The following is a 19,948-nucleotide window of genomic DNA, read 5'->3' as shown; positions in this document are numbered from 1 at the left end:
ATCACACTCCCAGGGTCTGCATCAGCATGCGCGCGCCGCTGATGCACAGAAAAATGGCGAACACGCGTTTGAGCCAGAGCGCGTCCAGTTTGGAACCCAGCCATGTACCGACCGGCGCCAGCAGCACCGTGAGCGGCACAATGGCGGCGAAGCCGGCGAGGTTAACCAGCCCGACCATGCCGGCGGGGGCACCCGCGGGCGTCTGGGCCAGCAGCATCGCGGTGGCACCCGGCAGGGCGATCAGAAGGCCGAAGAAAGCGGCGGTGCCCACGGCCCGGTGCGGGGCGACGTTACAGGCTGTGAGCATGGGTACGCCCAGGGTGCCCCCACCGATACCGATCATCACCGAGAAGTAGCCGATGGCGCCGGCCATTACCCCCTGCCCCGGCAGGCCGGGAAGCGACTCGGACACTGGCGGCGCCTTGGGGCGAAAGAGCATATTGGCGGCCACCAGGAGGGCGATAACGCCAAACACACCGCTGATGACCCGGCCGTTGACTACCAGGGCCGTGGCGCTCCCGCCAATGACGCCGAACACCATAAAAGGCCACCAGCGCTTGATCAGCGCCCAGTCGACGTTGCCCCGCCGATGGTGGGCGCGAACCGAGGAAAGACTGGTGGGTACGATCACCAGGAGGGAGGTGCCGGTCGCCACTCGAATGGCTACGTCGGGGTCGACGCCCAGGCCCTGCAATACGAAATACAGCACCGGCACGATGACAATGCCGCCGCCCACTCCGAGCAGGCCGGCAAGAACGCCGGCGAGCGCTCCGGTGGCAAGCATGGCGAGAATCGTGGGCAGCCATTCATTTAAAAAGGCACTCAAGCGGGGGCCCTCCCTACCAATCCGGCGCCATCGCTGCGCGGGTCGCTGGCGGCGATGACCGGGCCGCCATTGAGCGCGACCACCGCGCCGGCGTGCCCCATCATTTCACTGTGCGACGGCACGGTGCGGGTCCGATGTCCCATGCGGGCCAACTCATCCCCCACCCGATCCGCCAGGTCGGCTTCCAGTTTGAGATCATCATCGGTCTCGCCCCAGGTTCGGCCCAACAGCCAGCGACCACGATTGATGGCTTCGTCCAGGGGCAGGCCGTCGTACCAGTAGCGGGTCAACAGCGCCGCCTGGGTCTGCGGCTGGCCTTCCCCGCCCATGGAGCCGTAGGCCATGCGTCGGCCATCGTTGAACAGGGCCAACGCGGGGTTGAGCGTGTGCAGAGGGCGGGCGCCCGGGCGCAGGGCGTTGTGATGATCCGGGTCCAGCCGGAAACTCAGGCCCCGGTTGTTCCACACCAGGCCGGTGCCGGGAATCACCACCCCGGAGCCGAACTCCCAGTAGAGACTCTGGATAAAACTGACCATGGTGCCGCGCCGATCCACGCAGCCCATCCAGACGGTGTCGCCCGGCTCGGCGACACGGGGCCAGGGCGAGGCAGTATCGCCAACGCGCCCCGCCAACTCGTCCAGCGTCTGGTCCGCCAGCCACAACTGGCCGAGTTGACGCATGTAGCGGGGGTCGGCAATTTCCCGGTCCCGGATCAAGAACGCCTGCTTGGTGGCTTCCACCAGGGTATGAATTTTCTGCGCTTCGGACCAGTCGTCCCGATAGAGCCGGTCATAGAGCGCCAGGATGATCAGCGAGGCCAGCCCCTGGGTGGGCGCCGGCAGGTTGTAACATTCGCCGAAGCGGGTGGTGACCGACAGCGGCCTCACCAGCTTGGCGTGGTAGTTCTCGAAATCCGACAGGCGCAACGGGCTGCCCGCCGCTTCCAGCGCGGCCGCGAGCTCCCCGGCGATCTCGCCCCGATAAAAGCTTTTCAGTCCCTGGCGGGCGAGGCGGTCGAGAAAATCCCCCAGCTCCGGGTTGCGCAGCGTATCACCCACCTTGAGCGGCGCTCCCTTTCGGGTAAAGAGCCACTGGTATTCGGTTTCCGCCTGAAGTTCGGTCGACACCTTGCGGCTGGCGGCGGCCAGAGACTCGGTGACCGGAACCCCCTCACGCGCCAGAGTGGCGGCCGGCGCCAGTAGCTCTTTCAGCGGCTTCAGGTGACGGGTTTCGCCGATCAGCTCCCGGGCCCGCTGCCAGCCGGCCAGGGTACCGGCCATGGTCAGGGTCGACGGAGCCCCGCGCGGAGGTATGGCCTCCAGCCCCTGTTCCCGGTAGTAACCAATGCTGGCCCGCTCCGCGGCGGTACCGCAGGCGTCGATGGCCCGGGGGGCGTGGCCCGGTTCGTGAATCAGCCAGAAGCCGTCACCGGCCAGGCTGTTCATATGGGGGTAGAGCACACTGATGGCGGCGGCCCCCGCGATCATGGCATCCACCGCGTTGCCGCCCTCTTCCAGCACTTTCAGGCCGATGTTCGCCGCCTCGCGGTGGGGAGCGCTGAACGCCACTTCAGTCATGAGTGGTTCTCCGTCAGGGTGTGTGCCAGTTCGAGCAGCACTTTGTCGTGCCGATGCGCGCCCAGCAGCGAGACGCCCATGGGCGCCCCGTCGCGGGAGAGCACCGGCAGGTGCAACTGCGGCAGACTGCACAGCCCCGCCGGAGCCGTCAGGCCCATCAATTGGCTGCGATAGACCGCGATCCGGTCACTGGCGGCGTCAAGCCTTGGAGCGGGCCCGGGCGTGGTGGGCATCAGCACCGCTTCCACGCCTTCAAACCAACGGGCGATGGTGGCGCACAGTGGCGCCCGGTCGCGCTCGGCGGCGAGCTCATCGGCCTCGGTCAAACCCCGACTCCATTGCAGGCGCGCCTGTATGTCCGGGGCGAACACCGGTTTGCGCTCGGTGATCCAGCGGCCGTGGGTGCGCCAGATTTCCCGCCCCTGCAGCGTTCGGAAACACTCGCTGGCGTGGTTGAGCCAATCCCCGTTCACGTCAATTCGCCGTAGAATCACCGCCGAAGTGCCGAGGGACTGAAGCCAGGCATCATGCTCTTCGCGCCAGAGCGGTTGATCGCCCTGCTCCGGCACCAGTACCGCCAGCGTGATCGGGCCGCTGGCGGTTCGGCTCGGCATATCCTCCGGCAGCAGAACCTCGCCGACCCGCCTGAGCAAGGCAAGGGTGTTCGTCATCCAGCCCACGGTGTCGAAGCGCGGGGCCAGTGGCACGGTCTCCTCCAGACTCAGCTCGCCGTGGGTGGGCCTCAGACCGAACAGGCCGTTGTAGCTCGCGGGCACACGGATGGAACCCCCCGTGTCGGTGCCCAGCCCGATGTCCGCCTCGCCAGCGGCCACCACCACGGCGGAACCGGAACTGGAGCCGCCGGGCAGGCGATTCTTGGCTTTTGGGTTCATGGGCGTGCCGTAATGAATGTTCTGACCATTGAGGCTGTAGGCCAACTCATCGGTCAGGGTTTTGCCCACCAGTTCGGCGCCGGCGTTCAACAGTTGCTCGACCACCGGTGCGGTGCGGGTGGGCAGCGGATGGCTGGCGAGCCAGTCCGGGTTGCCGGCGCCCGTGGGCAGACCGGCGATATGGAACAGGTCCTTGACCGCCAGCCGCAGCCCCGACAGAGGACCGCCGCCAACGGTGGGGACGACCCGTTTTTCGGGCCGCCAAGTATACGCACGCAGGTCCATAGGCATCAGGGCAGATCAGCCACCGAAGGAATGCGGTCCTGGTAAGTATCCCAGTTGGTCAGAATTTCCTCCATCACTTCAGAGCCGACGATGTAGGCACTTTCGAGCGCCGCATCCAGCCCGGCGTAACCGTCATTTTCCGCCAGCAGATTGTCGACCGCGGTCACGCCCGGAGGCGGCATGGTGTAGTTACTGCCAGTGCGCAGTACCATGACCCGGTCTTTATCCACTTTGCCCAGATTGTCCAACAGGCTCAGGGACAGAAAGGTCCCGGTATCTTCCATGGCGGAGGTCACGAACTCCCCTTTGCCATCGGTCCAGTAGTCGACCCACTTATTGGCCCAGTCGTTGAGAATTTCACCGTGCCAGAAGCGCATGGCCGCCAGTTGGTCACCCTTGAGAACGAACGGCGGCTTCTGCGCGTTGGGGTGGTCGGTGTACATGGAGCGGGTCTCCTCCAGCCCTTCCATATCCGGTAGCTCGGCGTCTTTGGTCAGTTCAAAAGCCCAATTGAACAACTCGGAATTCAGCTGCAACATTTCAAACGTGGGTTCGGGTTTGTTCGGGTCGTAAGGCTTGCGCGTATGACGGGGAAAAATACCGATCTCCCAATCCTCCGGCACCTCCCGCATATCGATCTGGTGCCCAAGGTCGCCATCGACCAGGTACTCGGCCCAGGCGGCCGAACCAATGGAGGCATCCTCCGGGTCGATCCCGGCGATACCCGCCACCAGCCAGTAGGCGTCGGTCAGGTCAAAGCGCGGATCCATGCCCAGCGCCATGGCGGTACCGGCGGAATAGGCGGTGCCGATGCCGGTAATGATGCCGAGTACGCCGGTTTCTTCGTTCAGGTAAATGTCGTGCGGTGAGTTCTTGAACGGCAGAACGGTGTCGAGGTCGGCGCGCTCTTTCCACAACTGGAACTCACCCGCCTGGTCGCCTTCCACATCGCCAATTTCAAACATGGAAACCACCACGAATTTGATTTTGATCGGCTCGGGCGCCTTGGTGGCCTGCTGGGCACAACCGCCGAGCAGTAGCGCGCACAACAAACCGGTCACAGAGAGTTTAGTCAATTTCAACATGAAGTCAGTCCTGTTTCTTTTGGGAAGTCATTTCGGGGTGGTTGATCAAACCGTCGGACACGCGGGGCTTGCCTTTGAGTTTGGCGATGGCGGGCAGCGAGGCCAGTACGATATCGAGGCTCAGCGGATTGACGCGCGGGTAGAGCTCCTCCATCAGGGAAAAGTCCCAGTCGGCCCGCCCCTCGGCCGGATTGGAAATGACACCGAGGGCGGCGTAGTTGATTCCGAGCATTCGGGAATAGGCCATTTCCGAGGCGAGGTTCATGGTGACAATGTCACCGCCCATGCGGGCCATCATTTCCACTTCCGCTACGGTTTCAAACCGGCCGCCCCGACTCTGTAGAACCGTGCCGCCGTCGTGAATGCTGATGTCCTGGTAGTCCGGATTATCCAGAATGGCCTTGCGGGTTTCCTCGAGCAGGATGTCGCGAATGTCAGTATCCACCGCCGGTACAAAGCGAGGCAGTGGAATGGCGTCCGGGTCCCGATACACTTCGTGGGGAATGCTGATGGGCCGGTCGATATTAAGGTCGATGAAGTCATCCACCAGAATGTAGTCGTACACCTCCATGCTGCGGTTGATGGCACCGGCGGTGGCTCCACCGATTGCTTCCTCGACACCCAGGTCGTACAACGCCACCCAGGTTTCCAGCCACTTGCCCTCACCGTGGGCGTGAATGTAGTAGAACGGAATGCCCTTGTGCTCGGCATAGTAGATGGTGGGTGACTGCCCCACCTTGGTATCAATCGTGAACTCGGACTGAATCAGACCGTCGCGATGAAAAATGATGTCGTTCAAAAAAGTGCCACCCAGTATGGCGATGCGGGCCTTGGGTTGGGCTGCACCGGCCATACCGGCGGCCAACACGAAGAACGTGAGAACGACGAAGCGAAACGGTCGGAATAATGTGTGGAACATGATTGTAACTCCAGATATTTAGAGCGTATGCTCAGCTGTTGTTTCGGCTCTGCCAACGACTTTGACGACGAAGGCCTTCTGCGTATTTAAGCCAGCCGTTGGCTTGCTCCCGAGTATCATCGTAGGCGCGTGCCTCGCGCAGAGCGTTCAGCCCCGCTTCAAAATTTTCCTGTTCAGTGAGAGCGATACCCAAGGTCAACCAGACCTGTCCGGGCTTTTTCAGGGGCCGTTGTTGCGCGCTTTCCAGCGCCGCGACGGCGTCGGCCCAACGGGCCTGCTCCACGCGGATGTTGGCAATGCGCAGGTAAGGGTCACCCTCGCCCGTAGCTTCGGCCAACGCTTGCAAGGCGGCCACAGCTTTGTCGTATTCACGGGCACTGTTCCAGGCGTTGACCCATAACCCGAGGAAGGTCTCATCGCGCGGGACCAGCTCCTGTTCGAGCGCTGCTTCCAGAAAACGACCGGCACGATCGGGAATGCCTTCGGCAATGGCCAATTGCACCAGTGAGCGTACGGAGCTTTCCTTTTCCAGTACCCCGTTGCGCCAGGCGAGCTGCAGGCTGGCCAGCGCCTTTCCTTCCTGTTCCAGCATCAGGTAGACACTGGCCAACTGTTCCCAGTACTGGGACTTTTCCGGCCAGTGGCCAGCGGCGCCCTTCAGAAAGCGGGCGGCTTTGTCGTACTCCTCCAACTGGAAGCTGGCGGCAATCAGCAGTTGGTACCAGCTCTCCTGAGGCTCGTCAGTCATGGTGACCGCCTGCTCAGCGAACGGAATCGCATCGGCGTAGCGCTCGGTCTGCGCCAGCAGGTTGGCCATGAACATCAGTTGTTGCGGTTTGGGTTCTTCGAGGGTTTCGAACCACACCTGAGCAAAACGGATGGCCTCGTCAAATTGCTCCTGCGCGGCGTAAAGCTGGGCCACCATGTAGCCAAGCTCCACCTTCATTTGCTCCGGCAGCTTTCCGATATCCAGGCTCGCGCGCATCAATTCCAGCGCCTCAGAATGGTTATCCCGGGTAAGCTCAGCGTAGCCGAGCATCTGCAGCACCATGGCCAGGTCCATGGTGTCCGGGTCTACCTCCTCACGCAGCTCCCAAAGTTCTGTCAACGCTTCTTCGGTTTTCTCTTCCGCCATCAACTCCTGAATGTCGGTCAGCTTGTTGTAAGTGCTGCCACTCAGGGAGTCGTCTTGAGCAACGGCAAGAGCGCTGCACCCTATAAGAAGCGTCACTGTTAGGGGTCGGCGAATACGACGCAGACAGTTTGCAATAACAGTACTCATGTCGGTCAGTCTCTCAGCGTAAATTCGATCGTTTGGCGTGCCTGCTGGGGCTGAGCTTCACCGTCCACCATTTTCGGGCGGAAGCGCCAGCGCTGCATGGCCTGGACCGCGGCCTGGTCAAACAAGCGCGGAGGGTTCGACTCAACCACTTCGACATTGGAGACGGTTCCGTCCGCGCGAATCTGTACGTGCATCGTGACGTAACCTTCCAGCTTGGCCTGACGGGCGCGCTGCGGATAGTTCGGTGGAATTCTCACCGTGGGAATCACATCCGAATCAAAGCCCCCCATACCGGTGCCACCACTTCCGGACAGGCCCGCCATATTGGGCCCACCGCCGGTCTGCAAGGGCATATCCATACTCGGCATGTCCATCGACAGCGCGTTCTGGTTCTGCACCTGATTGTCTTCCACCGCGGCCGTGGGAGTTTCCGGTGGCGTATCCGGCTCCGGAGGTTCCTCGGGAGTGCGCCGGTCTTTGGTTTCCACCTTTTCCTCTGCCGCATCGATGCGAACGAAGTTCAAAGCGGGCTGATCACCACTGCCATCGGCGAACCGACCCTCGGTGGCGATCAGCACCTGCATGCCGATAAAGATCAGCAGGCCAAGCAGCGCCGCCGCGCCCAAACTTACCGAATATTTCACCCACATCAGTTATTCTCCGACGCCACCGATACCGATTCGGCTCCGGCAAGCCGGGCCTGGTCCATCACCTGAATCAAGGTGTCCGTATTGGAGTCGCGGTCGGCAACAATGATGACCGCCGCCCCCGGACTTTCCGCCAGACCGCGCTCTACGTTAGCGCGGATCGCGCGCTTGTCGATCTGACGCTTGTCCATAAACACCTGGTTGGAGGCGTCGATGCCAATCTGAATGCTGTTGGCTTCTGCCTGCATGGCGGTGTCCGCCTGGGGCCGAGTGACATCGACGCCCGCCTCTTTGACAAAAGTCGAAGTGACGATAAAGAAAATCAGCATGATGAACACCACATCGAGCATGGGTGTCATGTCGATATCGTTGTCGTCGTCTTCGTTCATGAAAAACTGGTTATCACTCATAGCAACCTCGGTGGCCTGTCATTCTTCGCGCGACATGGCGGTGTGTAACCGCCGCCGTTCGCGCTGGTAGCGACGGTTCAACTCCGTCGCAAAAGGGATGGCGAGAATCGCCACCACCATGCCCGCCATGGTGGGAATGGTGGCGGCACTGACGCCGTCCGCCATGGCACGCGGGTTTCCTGAACCCATGTACGCCATCACATCGAAGACCTGGATCATGCCGGTCACGGTGCCGAGCAACCCGAGCATGGGCAGCAAGGCAATCAACGCGGTGATCAGCTTCAGGTTGCGTAACATCGAGCACTCCACCTCGGAGAACAGCTGGCGGCGCTTTTGCTGGTTAAACCAGCGCGACCCGCTGTGGACCTCCCGCCAATGGTCGAGCTGGCCGGACCGGTTCTCCGGCAATTCGCGCAGAAAGAACCAGTAGCGCTCGACGATCAGGCACCAGAGCCAGACGGTGACGGCCAGAATGACCCAAAGCACATCACCACCGGCATCCAGGAAGTCGCTCAGTTTGGATAAGACTTCCATCTTGGCCTCCGCTTAGGCTTTGGTCTTGGCGATGTCGACCGCTTTATCGGCGATCATGCCCGAGGCCTGCTCACCAATCATCTTGCTCAGCTGCTGCACGCGGCTGCTGAGCAGGCTGCTGGAGAGCAACAGCGGAATGGCGACCACCAGGCCAAGCACGGTGGTAATCAGCGCCTGGGAGATACCGCCGGCCATCAGTTTGGGATCGCCGGTGCCGAACAGGGTGATTGCCTGGAAGGTACCGATCATGCCGGTGACCGTGCCGAGCAGACCCATCAGCGGGGCAATGGCGGCAAGCACTTTGATGATCGACAGGCCCCGGCGAAGCTCGGCAAGGTCCTTGAAGATGACCTCTTCCAGTTTTTTACTGAGCGCATCGAGATCGTTCAGGTGCTTGTTCTCGTAGTAGGCCTGCATCATCCGACCCAGAGGGTTGTCGTTTTCGGCGTGTTCCATATCTTTGAGCTGACGACGCATGCGCTTGGACACCCGCGCCAGTTTGATCAAGCGCTCGATCACAATCAGCATGCCAATGATGCCCACCACAATGATGGCGTAGCCTACTTCCTTACCCTGCTGAACCCGCTCGCCCAGACTGGGGGATTGCACCAGCAGACCGAGCAGAGAACCGCGTGAGGGATCGAGCGCGAACGGCACGGTGGTATCCCCCGCAGCGGAGTACAGATCTTCCGCAGAGGAGCGGACCGAACCCGAAGGCTGACGCGGCAGTTCCACCAGCTCCTGCGTGGAGGATTCGTAATCGAGGTAGGTGTCGTCTGTGATGACGTTAAAGGTACCGACCCTGACGACCGGGGCACTGTAGGTTTCACCCGAGGCCTGAACCACGTCGCTGTCGAACCGGCTGACGTTTCCTGACTCGGCAATTTCCTGCAACATGACCGACCAGAGTTCCTGCATTTCCGGAATAGTCGGCACCTCCTCGGCTTCCGCCAACCGTTCAATGGTGTCCAGGCGATCGGGAAATTCCGCCGAGACGATGGAATCGAAAAAGATGGACTGCATATCACCGGCTACCTGCCGGAACACGCCGAACAGTTCTCCGAGATTCCCTACCCGTCGGTCGAGTTGTTCGGTCAGGTCCGAGAGTACTGTCTCGTTCTCGTCGAACACGGTTTTCATTTCTTCCCGGCGACGCTCCTCGGCGGCCAATTGGGCCTTCACGTCTTCGAGCATCTGCTCGCGTTCATTGGCGCGGGCCAGAAACTCCTGCTCCCGGGTGCTGTTGTAGGCCGCCTCGGCACGGGCATCCGCACTGACTTTCTGGTACAGCGCTTCGAGCGAATCCTGAGCCAGAATGGGCGCTGAGAACATAACAGCCAGTGCTACAAACGCCCATCCCTTAAACGGTCGAATCATTGCTTTCATAGGATTTCCTCACTGCTCCGGCGCGTTGATGGGAAGCGTTAGTAGTTCGGGCGGCGCCTGTTTGCGGGCGACCCGAAGGCCGTCGCGGATGGCGGTACGATAACCCGCATCAAGCGCTTCCCAGCTGTCACGTTCGCTGTTCCAGCGGCCTACCCGGTTGCCGTCGATGGTTTGGTAGTAGAGCCCGACACGGCCTATACGCAGAAACTCCACTTTGCGCGCTTCACCATCCATCACCAGATCGCCCCGATAAGCTTCAATGGTTCGGCCATACTCTACCTCCACCTGATAGGCTTCCAGGATACGCCGATACTTTTCGCCGGCACTGACGTCGGCCCTATCAATCAACTCACTCAGATTGGCGACACGCTCTTCCCGTTCGCTCTGAAGGAAAGGGACATCAGAGGCGACCACCTCCGATAGCGTTTCGGTCATTTCCAGCATGAGCGGTAGCGCCCCGGTTTCAATATCGTCAATGGTCTCGATCTGATTGCGGATGCTCTGCATTTCCGTGTTCTGGGATTGAATCAGCTTATCCATCTGCTGGTTGTAGATCTTAAGACTCTCCAGACGACGGGAGGCCGTACGAAATTTCTGAAAATCGCTTTTTGCCTGATCGTCCATTTGATCAATCCGCTCCTGGCTGGCGGCGCCGTCACGGTCCATTTGCTCCTGGCGAGCCATGCTGTCATCGACGGCCAGTGCAGGCACTGTCGATACCGACAGAGCGGCCAGAAGCAGTGAATTACGAAGTCGCATAATTAACCTCTATCTAATTCGGGGCCGGCAACACCGGCCCTTTAAGCTCACGATCGCCGTTAGAACTTGTAAGCCAGACTGACGGAGTAGTGGCGCGGCAACTCCGGCAACACGATGGTGCTACCGAACAGATCCGGGAAGTTGGCCCGAAAGTAGCGCTCGTCGGTCAGGTTTTTCACTTGGGCACTAACGCTCCAACTGTCGTTGCTATAGCTCAGGCCGGCATTTAGCAATGTGTAGGAGGGCAGTTCCACAGCACGCGAAAAGCTGCTGTAAGTGGAGTCGGAGTGGACCGCGCTGGCCGTGAAACGATAGCCATCAGCGAACTCATAGGCACCGGTCAAGCTGTAGGTGTTCTCCGGAATCCCCGCCTTGCGAGCTTCCTCTTCCGAACCGACCAATGTGAGGCCCTGCATGACATAGCCATAGAACAGAGCCGGGTCGCTGACGCCGGTCAGATCGCCCGCCCCTTGGAAACCGAACTGACTACCGGTACTTTCCAGCGCGGTCAGATTGGTCACTTCCACATGGGTGAACGCCGCCGTCATGGTGAAGTTATCAGTCACCAGGAAGCGCGCCTCCAGTTCGTAACCTTCACTCTCGGTGGTGCTGTTGCTTACCTGATCCTGAGCGCTGTAGTTGGTACGGCTTTGCTCAAACCAGGCCCCGGAGATATACAGGCGGTCATCCAGGAAGCTACCCTTAAGGCCCACTTCATTGAGCTCCGAGTCCGCCAGCACATCACCACTGGTCACCAGATCTGGGCTGATTTCAGAGCCCTGCCCCATGATGATGGTGGCTTGCTCCGAAGCGGTCATATAAGGCGTCAAGCCAAACGGCAGCTTGTAGGAGACGCTCGCGGTCCAGGACACTCCGTCTTCGGTTTCGGAGGCGGAGGTCACGTCCGGCACAACGCGAACTTTTTCGGTGACCACGTCGGTATTGAACTCAACACTGTCGTAACGAGCGCCGAGCATCACATCAAGGTTTTCACCAATGTCATAATCTGCTAGGAATGCCAGACCGTAATCGGTGAAGTCACCCACCTTGTAGCTGGAATAATCGGAGTCCGTCATGGTCGCCAGCAACATCCGGTCCATACCGGCAATTGGCTGACTCAAGTCACGCCGGTCGAAGTATTCGTAGTCGAATTCCTCGCCATGCTCAAAATCGGTATAACGGATACTCGGGGATATCTGGTAGCTACCGTGCAGCCAGTCACTGTGCTGAGCATCAAACGCGAAAATCGTCTGGTTTTCGATCGCGTAGGTATCGAACGTGGCACTAAAGCCATAGGCGTTTTCATTGGCGTTATCCACGCCTTCATAGAAGGTCTTGTTCGTGATCGTGAAGTTGTTACTGACCCGGTGGATAATGTCGAAGTACAGCGTTTCAACGTTGGTTTTCAGGAAGTCTTCGGGCCCCACAAGGACCTGATTACCTTCCAATTGGGTTGTGCCGGCGTTTTCCAGCTCCCAAGCCGGGTCCATATCCGCGTCCGTCGCTGAAGAGGCGGGCACAAAGAAGTTGTTAGGGTTGACGAAGGTCGTTTTCCAGGCGTCATATTCATCAGGAGAGTTGTAGCCGTCTCCGTCGGTATCAACTGGCTGCGCGGTACCGGTAATGTAGGTACCGTTGTCAATCAGGTCCTGCGTCAAGCGGTTCCAGCCCGCGACCTGGTTGCCGTCGTATTCGTGGTACATACCACCGAATTCGAAACGCGTATCGGCACTGATATCCATGTTGAACGAAGCCTGAAGGATGTTCTGATCCGTCTTGCTGTAGTCGTAGTAGCTACCGGAATTTTCGGTTTCCGCATAGATGTAGTAACCCATCGGCTTATCGCCAATGCTGGCCGGGCCGCCGACCTCGGCGGTCAGAATATTTTTATCCCAGCTGCCACGGGTGATGGACAGCTCGCCCGTGGGCTCGGTCAGGTACTGGCCGGTTTCCGCACGAGCGGATTTGGGCTCGAAGTTGAGGTAGCCCCCAATTTTGGAAGGACCATAGATTGGGCTGGCGGGCCCGCGTACCACATCGATGCGGTCCGATGCCCCAATTGGGGTGGGGTAGTTACCGGGGTTATTTACCCGACGCACGCCCCGAAAATATACCTCACCCGGTGTGCCCCGAACATCCAAAGAACCCGCGACCCCAAAAAAGGATTGGGTAAAAGAGCCGGGTGCGATCAGGACCAGATCGTCTATGTCGGTAATATTGAAGCTTTCCATCATACTGGCGCTCACGGAGGTCACACCGCGCGGCGTTTCGAGCAGGGTTTTTCCGAACCCGAAAACGGATTCGACAGGCTCGTTAGGCATCAGCCCCATGGTATCTTCCACCGCTCCTTCGGTGGTGTAAGTACCGAGGTCCACGGACTCTTCGTCCGTTTCTTCGTCTTGAGCGACAGCGCCGGTGCTTGCCAGACCGCTACTAAGGGCAATAATCAATGCGAGCTCTTTGTATTTAAAGCGGGTGTTCGTGATCATAGTACGTGCACTCCAAAGTCTGTTTTGTATTTGCCTGAACAGCTGCAAAGAAGTTTGCAAGCGCCATGCCATTTCCTGTCCATTTGGTTACGATTTTAAATTTATTCAAAATATTTCTTTAAAATCAATTGGTTACGATCATCTAAATTTGATTCAAATGATTATCTGAAAGAAGAAGGTTCGCCTTGTGGAAACGCAAGAATGAGGTTCGGAGGTCACTGCTGATGCACTCTGGACCAAGTTGCACCAATTGGTGACTTTCTTTGATCTACAATAAAAAAAACCGGTCGGACCAAGGTCCGCCGGCAAAGAGAACGTCACCTGTAACGGTGAGGAGAGAGACTGGTTAATCCGATAAACAGAGCTGATACTGGTCGCAAATGAAGCCATGGCTGATCGGCTCAACAGACTTTATAGATGACAGCCCGCGTTGTATGAAGCGCGACTCGAAGTCTTCGATGCGTTCATCAAAGGTTTCCAGTAATTTGTGCTTGACTTCATCTTCGACAAATGAGTAGGCAAGGGAATTTCGACTTAGTTGTGTCAGTTCTCTCCAGGAAAGGTTGTACTCCTTTACCGCGACGAAGAATTCATCGGTAATATTCGAGTCCCACATACCCCTGTCATCGGTTGAAAGTGCCACCGGAATGCCGATACGCAAATACTCGGGAAACGGGTGATCCGCATAATCCTCTACATACTCGAGCAGCAGATTGGAAATTAGGTTGATTTCGATCAGGTAGGGCCCGTGGCGTAGCTCACGAAGCAATTCTTCGTCGTTGATCAGTTGAATACCGTGACCAATGCGATCCGCACCCAGCATCAGGGTATCTCGAATATGGCGGTTAGGCTCATCCAGTTCACCGGCGTGAATGGACAGGCGTACATTGCTGTATGTCCGACGCAGGTCCCGCAAGGTTTCCTTGAACCGCATAGGGTAGCCTTTGTCGTTGTCCTCGCGTCCGACCATGTTCACCGCAAGATACAGATCCCGATGCTCGGAGACAAACTCATAGGCGTCGATCAACTGCTGTTCGGCGTTGGGCGCAAAACGCAGGATTGATTCCTGGAACCGCACGGTAACACCGGTGTCCCGGGCATCCTTCTGATTCAACCGCTCCTTGTACATGGCCACCACCTTATCCGCAGGAATGGGCGTCCCGTCCGGTTCGGTAAAGCCCTTGGCTCCCATCATAGTTTCGAGGTAAATCAAACCCTCCTGTCCGAACGCCTTCATATTGCGGTAGAGGATCTCCATCATCAAGTAAGGGCTGTTGAGCAACTCATCAAATCGTTGCCAGTGGGTGGAAAAAAACTCTTCCCGCCCCTCATGATCGTGATTGAGCACCAAGCTATTCTTCCAACCTTCAACTTCCTTTTCGTTGAGCTCCGACAACAGCTTGTATTCAGAGCGCTCGCACTCGGGGAGATCCTCATAGGTCGAGGCCATTATGTTGTGAAACAACAGCAAGTAGGGCTGCCGTCCGAACTCATTATGGCCGTAAGGCTTGCAGTTGTTGATTTTGACCTTGGTGTAGAACTCGTACCCGTGTGCCTTCTGCTCCAAAGCCAGCTCGTACCACCATTCGGGTAGCCCCGAGCCACTCATATGGTTGTGTAAGTCGCCGCCCTTGGGCATGGCATATAAAAAAGTATAAAGTTCGCGGTCTGAAGCTTTGGACTTGAAGCGTTCAAACCAGTCTCCCTCGGCTTCGGCCTGTGCGGCGCCAAGCACCAGCCAGAAGGCCGCCGACAACCAGGCTAAAATCAAGGTCTTGGAAAGCGGTGTGGTTTTCATTCAGTGATCCGTTTAGGTGATGGACTTTCCAAGTGCAGCACATACGGGTGCGGCGCTGGATTCGTTACTCTCTCCCTTTGGCTAGCAATTGCAATACCAATTTTCTGATTACGCCATGAACGCCGCGTTACTGCTGTGCGCCGCCAGAAGATAACCTGTCTATATGGTCGAGATTTGTAATTTGATGGTGCACTCTCAGCCCGTATTGCCCCGAAATACGGCACTTTGTCTGCATATACTGTGTTTATCATACCCTGTCCAATGGCACAGTTTTTGAACACGCAATGAGAGTAGTTCAACTCTCTGCTTTGATAATTTCGCCCAAGTGAGCCCCATAATGAACGATTCCTACCCCAGAGACATGATCGGCTATGCCAACCGTCCCCCCAAGGCCAATTGGCCCGGGAACGCCCGTATGGCCCTGCAGTTTGTGATCAACTACGAAGAGGGAGCAGAAAACTGCGTGCTTCACGGCGACGACGCCTCGGAGACTTTTCTGTCCGAGATCATTGGCGCCAAGGCCTATCCCGACCGACACATGAGCATGGAGTCCATTTACGAGTACGGAAGCCGAACAGGTTTCTGGCGATTGCACCGCTTATTCAGCGAGTGGCGCGTACCCGTCACCGTTTATGGAGTGGCCATGGCCCTGGAACGCAACCCGGCCGCCGTGGAAGCCATGCTATCGGCCGGCTGGGAAATTGCCAGTCATGGCTACCGCTGGATCGACCACCAGTTTATGCCTATCGAAGAGGAGCGGGCGCAAATCGAGAGAGCCATTGAGACTCATACTCGGGTGACTGGCGAGCCGCCCTTGGGCTGGTATACCGGACGGGACAGTCCGAACACCCGGTCACTGATCATTGAGCGCGGAGGCTTCCTGTACGATTCCGACTCTTACGCCGATGACCTGCCCTACTGGTATCATGACGAGGGTAAACCGTCACACCTGATCATTCCCTACACGCTGGACAACAACGACATGCGTTTCGCCGCGCCACAAGGTTTCAACTGTGGTGAGCAGTTCTATACATACCTGAAAGACAGCTTCGACACCCTTTATGCCGAGGGCGTCGAGACACCGAAAATGATGAGTGTCGGGCTGCATTGTCGCATCATTGGCAGGCCAGGTCGGTTCCAGGCACTGGAGCGCTTTGTCCGCTACGCACTCGACCACGAGGATGTCTGGTGCTGCCGCCGGGTGGATATCGCCCGTCACTGGCACCAGCATCACCCAGCCACCGAACAGGAGAGTTGATGCTATGGTTTATCGATCTCTTATCATTGGGCTATGCGTCTCGGCACTTACCGCCTGCCAAGGCCTCACCGCACAAGGAGATCCAACAATGACCACACCGAGCGCTGAAGCGGTCATCCGGGCTTTGGGACTAGAACAACACGTGGAGGGAGGGTTTTATCGTCGCACCTTTCAGGCCGATGATCGCGACCCGATCATGACCCGCTACGGCGAGCGGTTTTTAATGACGTCCATTCACTACCTGCTGACCGATACCTCACCAGTAGGTCATTTCCACCTTAACCGCTCGGACATTGTGCATTACTTTCACCTCGGCGACCCGATCGAGTACTTCCTGATCCACCCGGACGGTAAACTGGAACGCGTGGTAATGGGACCAAATGTGAACAGGGGGCAGCGCCTGCAGTTGACGGTTCAGGGTGGTACCTGGAAGGCATCGCGCCTATTGTCTGGGACCAGTGGCTACGGTTTGATCAGTGAAGCCGTATCGCCGGGGTTTGATTTTGCTGATATGACTCTGGGAAAGCGGACTGGCTTAATCGAACTATTCCCTCAGCACAGCGTACTGATCGAAGCACTCACCCGGCATTGAGCTTCCACCGAGCCGTCCACCAGAATCATACGAACGCTGGCGTTGGCCTGCCTTAACTGGTGGATGGGCTGGTACTCTTCGCAGGTGGCCCAGTGCTGGGCACGTTCCCAATCGGGAAACTCCATGACGACTACTCGTTCGGGCTGCCAATTGCCATGTAAAACTTTGGTCCGCGCCCCACGCACCAGATAGCGACCGCCGCACGCTGCCACTGTGGGCGTAATCTTTTTCAGATACTCCCGATAGGGTTCCGGGTTATGCACATCGATATCGACAATAATGTAAGCCACCATTACTGAGCCTCCTTTTCCAGAGAGTTCTGCGCCTTCAACCAAGCGACCAGGGCGACTCGCTCCTTATCGGTCAGTCCGGTCATATTACCCAGAGGCATATAGCTCGACTGGATTGCCGGCAGTGCAAGGTCCCTGTGCGCTGCCAGATCCATCGAGGACTCTATGACCAGCCCGGCTGGCGGCGCCCGAAAGCCGGGCTGCACCGGGTCAACCCCATGGCAGTTGGCACAGTGCCGGGTCGCCCAGGCATCCACTTGCGCCGGCGCAGGCAATTCCGATGCTGCGCCGGCCGACGAATCGGAACTGGGCCATGAGGCCAGTACCGCGACCACGACGAGACCCGCCGCACTGGAGAGCAGCACCGCCGGGCGATGGTGGCCCTGATGCTTGAGGTTGAAGTAATGCCGGCCCCAAGCGAGCAGAATACCCACGGCGGACAATACCAGCCAGGCCTGTGGATGGCCGTAGAGAAATGGGTAATGGTTGCTGATCATGCAGAAAATAACCGGCAGCGTAAGGTAGTTGTTGTGCGTGGAACGCAGCTTGGCGAATTGGGCTTTGGCCGCATCCGGCTCCCGTCCTTCGCTCACCGCCGCCACAAACGATTTTTGTGCGGGAATGATGCCCCAGAACACATTGCCCGCCATCCAAGTGGCGATCATCGCCCCCACGTGAAGGTACGCGGCCCGCCCGGAAAACAGTTGTTGTGCCAACCAACTTGCGAGGGTGATCAAAAGCATCAACGCCACGGCAAACCCCCACCCTTTTTTTACCAGCGGTGTCCTCAGCAGCGCTTCATAGCACAGTTGCCCCAGAGCAATAAACAGCAGGCTCGCCACCACCCCGGCTCCCGGTGTTTCGATCCAAGCGTCGGGCCTCACCAGATAGGTACGGGCCTGAACGTAGTAAAGCAGGATCAATAACAGAGTCCCGCTCAACCAGGTACTGTAGGCCTCCCATTTGAACCAGTGCAGTTTCTCGGGCATGGCTTCCGGTCGCAGCCGATACTTTCCTATTTCGTAAATACCTCCCCCATGTATCGCCCAGAGATCGCCCTTGATGCCTTTTTCTTTTTTCCATGTCGGCGGCTCGCGCAAGTTCAGATCGAGCCAAATGAAGTAAAACGAGGCTCCGATCCAGGCAATCCCGGCCACCACATGAAACCAACGTACCGCCAGGTTCAGCCAATCAATCAATACTGTGTCCAAATCCGTTCCCCTTCTATACGTAAGTCGCCTGCTGGGCCGTGACTGACTGTCGTTGAAACTGTGGCCGCCCCATCACATAGGTGCTCGCGATATTGTTCTCGTCTCCCAGCATCATCAATGCAAACAACGATTCCGTCAGCGTCCCCGCTCTTGCTTGTCGATATGCTTGGAGCGGAGTGGACGACCGGTCGATCAGAATAAAATCGGCGTCTTTTCCCGGAGCGAAGTTGCCTATGCGGTGATCAAGCTTGAGTGTCCTGGCATTGCCCAGGGTGATCCAGTAAAAGGCCTGTAACGGATTCAGGTTCTGGCCTTGAAGCTGAAGCACCTTGTAACCTTCCGCAAGTGTTTTCAGCATTGAAAAACTGGTTCCGCCCCCGACATCGGTGGCGATACTGATCTCGACTCTAGCATCGGTCAGCCGCCGGGCATTCAGTAAACCACTACCGAGAAACAGGTTGGACGTCGGACAGAAGGCGACCGAAGAGCCGGTATCGGCCAAGCGCTTCAGCTCGACATCGCTCAGATGCAGGCCGTGACCAAAGACACTGCGCTCTCCCAAAAGTCCGTAGCGATCGTACACATCCAGATAATCCCGAGCGTCGGGGAAAAGTGTTTTGACCCATGCGAGCTCATTCAGGTTTTCTGACAGGTGAGTCTGCAGGTAAAGGTCATCGTAGGTCCGGTAGAGTTCCCCAGTCAGACGCAGCTGTTCGGGGGTGCTGGTCGGCGCAAAACGTGGCGTCAGGGCGTAATGTAAACGGCCGTTGTGGTGCCAGCGTTCAATCAACGACCGGCACTGTCGATCGCTCCCGGTGGCGGTATCGAGCAACGCTTCCGGGGCATTGCGATCCATCATCACCTTGCCCGCCAGCATGCACAGGTCCCGCTGTCGGGCGACCTCGAAGAAGGCATCGGTGGACTGCGGGTAGACGGTGGTGTACACCATGGCGGTGGTGGTGCCGTGGGCGAGCAGCAGGTCAACAAAGCGCTCCGCCTCGAGCCGGGCGTACTCGGCATCGGAAAACGCCTGCTCTGCGGGAAACGTATAGTGATTCAACCAGTCGATCAACTGCTCGCCGTAAGAGGCGATGACCCCGGTCTGTGGGTAGTGAATGTGACTGTCGATCAACCCCGGCATGAGCAACCAGTCGGGGCTGTGTCGACACCGGTTCAGATCCAGGCCCTGACGTTGCAGGACCCTGGCATGGTCGACGGTCACAACCCGCCCCCGATCGTCGACCAGCAGTACGCCGTCTTCAAAATATTCCAGGCCGGCTCCGGTGTGCGGATCGGGCTCATCGGTAAAATGCACAATGGCGGCGCGATAGGCCGTGTCAAATACTGCCGTCATAAACCGCTCCGTCAACTGCCACGATAGGTCGAGTAACCAAAGCGGTTTAGAAGCACCGGCACGTGGTAGTGCTCCTCTGCCGACTCGACGCTGAAGTAAATATCCACCTGGGGGTAGAAGCTGTCCACGCCGCGAGAGGCGAACCAATCTCCCACCGCAAAGCACAGGCGATGCACGCCGGGCTCGATGAAAAAGGCGCTGGACCAATGACCGATGCGACCATCTCTGTTGGTGGTTCCGGTCACCAAGGGTTCAGCGTCATCGGCGCGGTAGAGACCAACCTCCACTCCTGCCGCCGGGCGGCCGGTTTCCAGGTTGAGTACGTGGGTAGTAATCGGGGTTCGTGCCATAGT

The 19,948-nt window shown here is 58.3% G+C and carries 19 protein-coding genes; 2 read left to right on the top strand and 17 right to left on the bottom strand.

All coding sequences use genetic code 11. The features are described 5' to 3' along the window. Position 1: 1 nt before the first annotated feature. From CMG77_RS13425 to CMG77_RS13365, 13 genes are all read right to left on the bottom strand, one after another. A complete protein-coding gene (locus tag CMG77_RS13425; RefSeq protein ID WP_339618556.1) occupies positions 2-784 on the bottom strand; it encodes a sulfite exporter TauE/SafE family protein in 783 nt (260 codons plus the stop codon). 38 nt (positions 785-822) lie between these two features. Then, positions 823-2,403 (bottom strand): gamma-glutamyltransferase family protein, encoded by a 1,581-nt coding sequence (locus tag CMG77_RS13420; protein ID WP_286807020.1) that lies wholly within the window; start codon positions 2,401-2,403, stop codon positions 823-825. Beyond that, a complete protein-coding gene (locus tag CMG77_RS13415; protein WP_286807021.1) occupies positions 2,400-3,581 on the bottom strand; it encodes an amidase in 1,182 nt (393 codons plus the stop codon). The genes CMG77_RS13420 and CMG77_RS13415 overlap by 4 nt, the downstream gene beginning before the upstream one ends. A 5-nt stretch (positions 3,582-3,586) precedes the next feature. Next, positions 3,587-4,666, bottom strand: a complete 1,080-nt coding sequence (locus CMG77_RS13410) for a purine nucleoside permease (protein ID WP_286807022.1) — start codon at positions 4,664-4,666, stop codon at positions 3,587-3,589. A 4-nt stretch (positions 4,667-4,670) separates the two neighbouring features. Continuing rightward, complete coding sequence (locus tag CMG77_RS13405) at positions 4,671-5,585, bottom strand: phosphorylase family protein (RefSeq protein ID WP_286807023.1); 915 nt, start codon at positions 5,583-5,585, stop codon at positions 4,671-4,673. 31 nt (positions 5,586-5,616) lie between these two features. Then, positions 5,617-6,867, bottom strand: coding sequence for a tetratricopeptide repeat protein (locus CMG77_RS13400; RefSeq protein ID WP_286807024.1), 1,251 nt, complete (start codon positions 6,865-6,867; stop codon positions 5,617-5,619). Between the two features lie 5 nt (positions 6,868-6,872). After that, on the bottom strand, positions 6,873-7,517 hold the full coding sequence (locus CMG77_RS13395; RefSeq protein ID WP_286807025.1) for an energy transducer TonB: 645 nt from the start codon (positions 7,515-7,517) through the stop codon (positions 6,873-6,875). Then, on the bottom strand, positions 7,517-7,924 hold the full coding sequence (locus CMG77_RS13390) for an ExbD/TolR family protein (RefSeq protein WP_286807026.1): 408 nt from the start codon (positions 7,922-7,924) through the stop codon (positions 7,517-7,519). Before CMG77_RS13390 ends, CMG77_RS13395 begins: the two co-directional genes overlap by 1 nt. A gap of 18 nt (positions 7,925-7,942) precedes the next feature. Continuing rightward, positions 7,943-8,458, bottom strand: a complete 516-nt coding sequence (locus CMG77_RS13385; RefSeq protein ID WP_286807027.1) for a MotA/TolQ/ExbB proton channel family protein — start codon at positions 8,456-8,458, stop codon at positions 7,943-7,945. 12 nt (positions 8,459-8,470) lie between these two features. Then, positions 8,471-9,790 carry a MotA/TolQ/ExbB proton channel family protein gene (locus CMG77_RS13380; RefSeq protein WP_286904807.1) on the bottom strand — a complete coding sequence of 440 codons (1,320 nt, stop codon included), beginning with the start codon at positions 9,788-9,790 and terminating at the stop codon, positions 8,471-8,473. A 63-nt stretch (positions 9,791-9,853) separates the two neighbouring features. Then, the gene (locus CMG77_RS13375) at positions 9,854-10,603 is read right to left on the bottom strand and encodes a DUF3450 domain-containing protein (RefSeq protein WP_286807029.1); all 750 of its coding nucleotides are present in this window, start codon (positions 10,601-10,603) and stop codon (positions 9,854-9,856) included. A gap of 59 nt (positions 10,604-10,662) precedes the next feature. Then, entirely contained in the window at positions 10,663-13,092 is a 2,430-nt protein-coding gene (locus CMG77_RS13370; protein ID WP_286807030.1) for a TonB-dependent siderophore receptor, read from the bottom strand. Positions 13,093-13,438: 346 nt separating this feature from the next. Beyond that, positions 13,439-14,890: an adenosine deaminase family protein gene (locus CMG77_RS13365; protein ID WP_286875121.1), complete on the bottom strand. Its 1,452-nt coding sequence runs from the start codon at positions 14,888-14,890 to the stop codon at positions 13,439-13,441. Between the two features lie 337 nt (positions 14,891-15,227). Between CMG77_RS13365 and puuE the strand changes: the two genes are divergently transcribed. Beyond that, positions 15,228-16,148, top strand: a complete 921-nt coding sequence (gene puuE / locus CMG77_RS13360; RefSeq protein WP_286807032.1) for an allantoinase PuuE — start codon at positions 15,228-15,230, stop codon at positions 16,146-16,148. 88 nt (positions 16,149-16,236) lie between these two features. Next, positions 16,237-16,740, top strand: coding sequence for a cupin domain-containing protein (locus tag CMG77_RS13355; protein ID WP_286807034.1), 504 nt, complete (start codon positions 16,237-16,239; stop codon positions 16,738-16,740). Here CMG77_RS13355 and CMG77_RS13350 read toward each other — a convergent pair. From CMG77_RS13350 to uraH, 4 genes are read right to left on the bottom strand one after another with little or no spacing between them, the layout of a single operon-like run. Next, the gene (locus tag CMG77_RS13350; protein WP_265366744.1) at positions 16,701-17,033 is read right to left on the bottom strand and encodes a DUF1330 domain-containing protein; all 333 of its coding nucleotides are present in this window, start codon (positions 17,031-17,033) and stop codon (positions 16,701-16,703) included. The genes CMG77_RS13355 and CMG77_RS13350 overlap by 40 nt on opposite strands. Further along, complete coding sequence (locus CMG77_RS13345) at positions 17,033-18,241, bottom strand: urate hydroxylase PuuD (protein ID WP_286807035.1); 1,209 nt, start codon at positions 18,239-18,241, stop codon at positions 17,033-17,035. Before CMG77_RS13345 ends, CMG77_RS13350 begins: the two co-directional genes overlap by 1 nt. A 13-nt stretch (positions 18,242-18,254) precedes the next feature. Further along, the gene (guaD, locus tag CMG77_RS13340) at positions 18,255-19,595 is read right to left on the bottom strand and encodes a guanine deaminase (RefSeq protein WP_286807037.1); all 1,341 of its coding nucleotides are present in this window, start codon (positions 19,593-19,595) and stop codon (positions 18,255-18,257) included. An 11-nt stretch (positions 19,596-19,606) separates the two neighbouring features. Beyond that, positions 19,607-19,945: a hydroxyisourate hydrolase gene (gene uraH / locus CMG77_RS13335; RefSeq protein WP_286807038.1), complete on the bottom strand. Its 339-nt coding sequence runs from the start codon at positions 19,943-19,945 to the stop codon at positions 19,607-19,609. Between the last annotated feature and the right edge of the window lie 3 nt (positions 19,946-19,948).

Source organism: Marinimicrobium sp. (assembly GCF_002695945.1).
In the GTDB taxonomy this organism is placed as follows: Bacteria; Pseudomonadota; Gammaproteobacteria; order Pseudomonadales; family Cellvibrionaceae; genus Marinimicrobium; species Marinimicrobium koreense.
The sequence above is the reverse complement of the archived record's forward strand: the minus strand, read 5'-3'. Positions and strand labels throughout refer to the sequence as shown.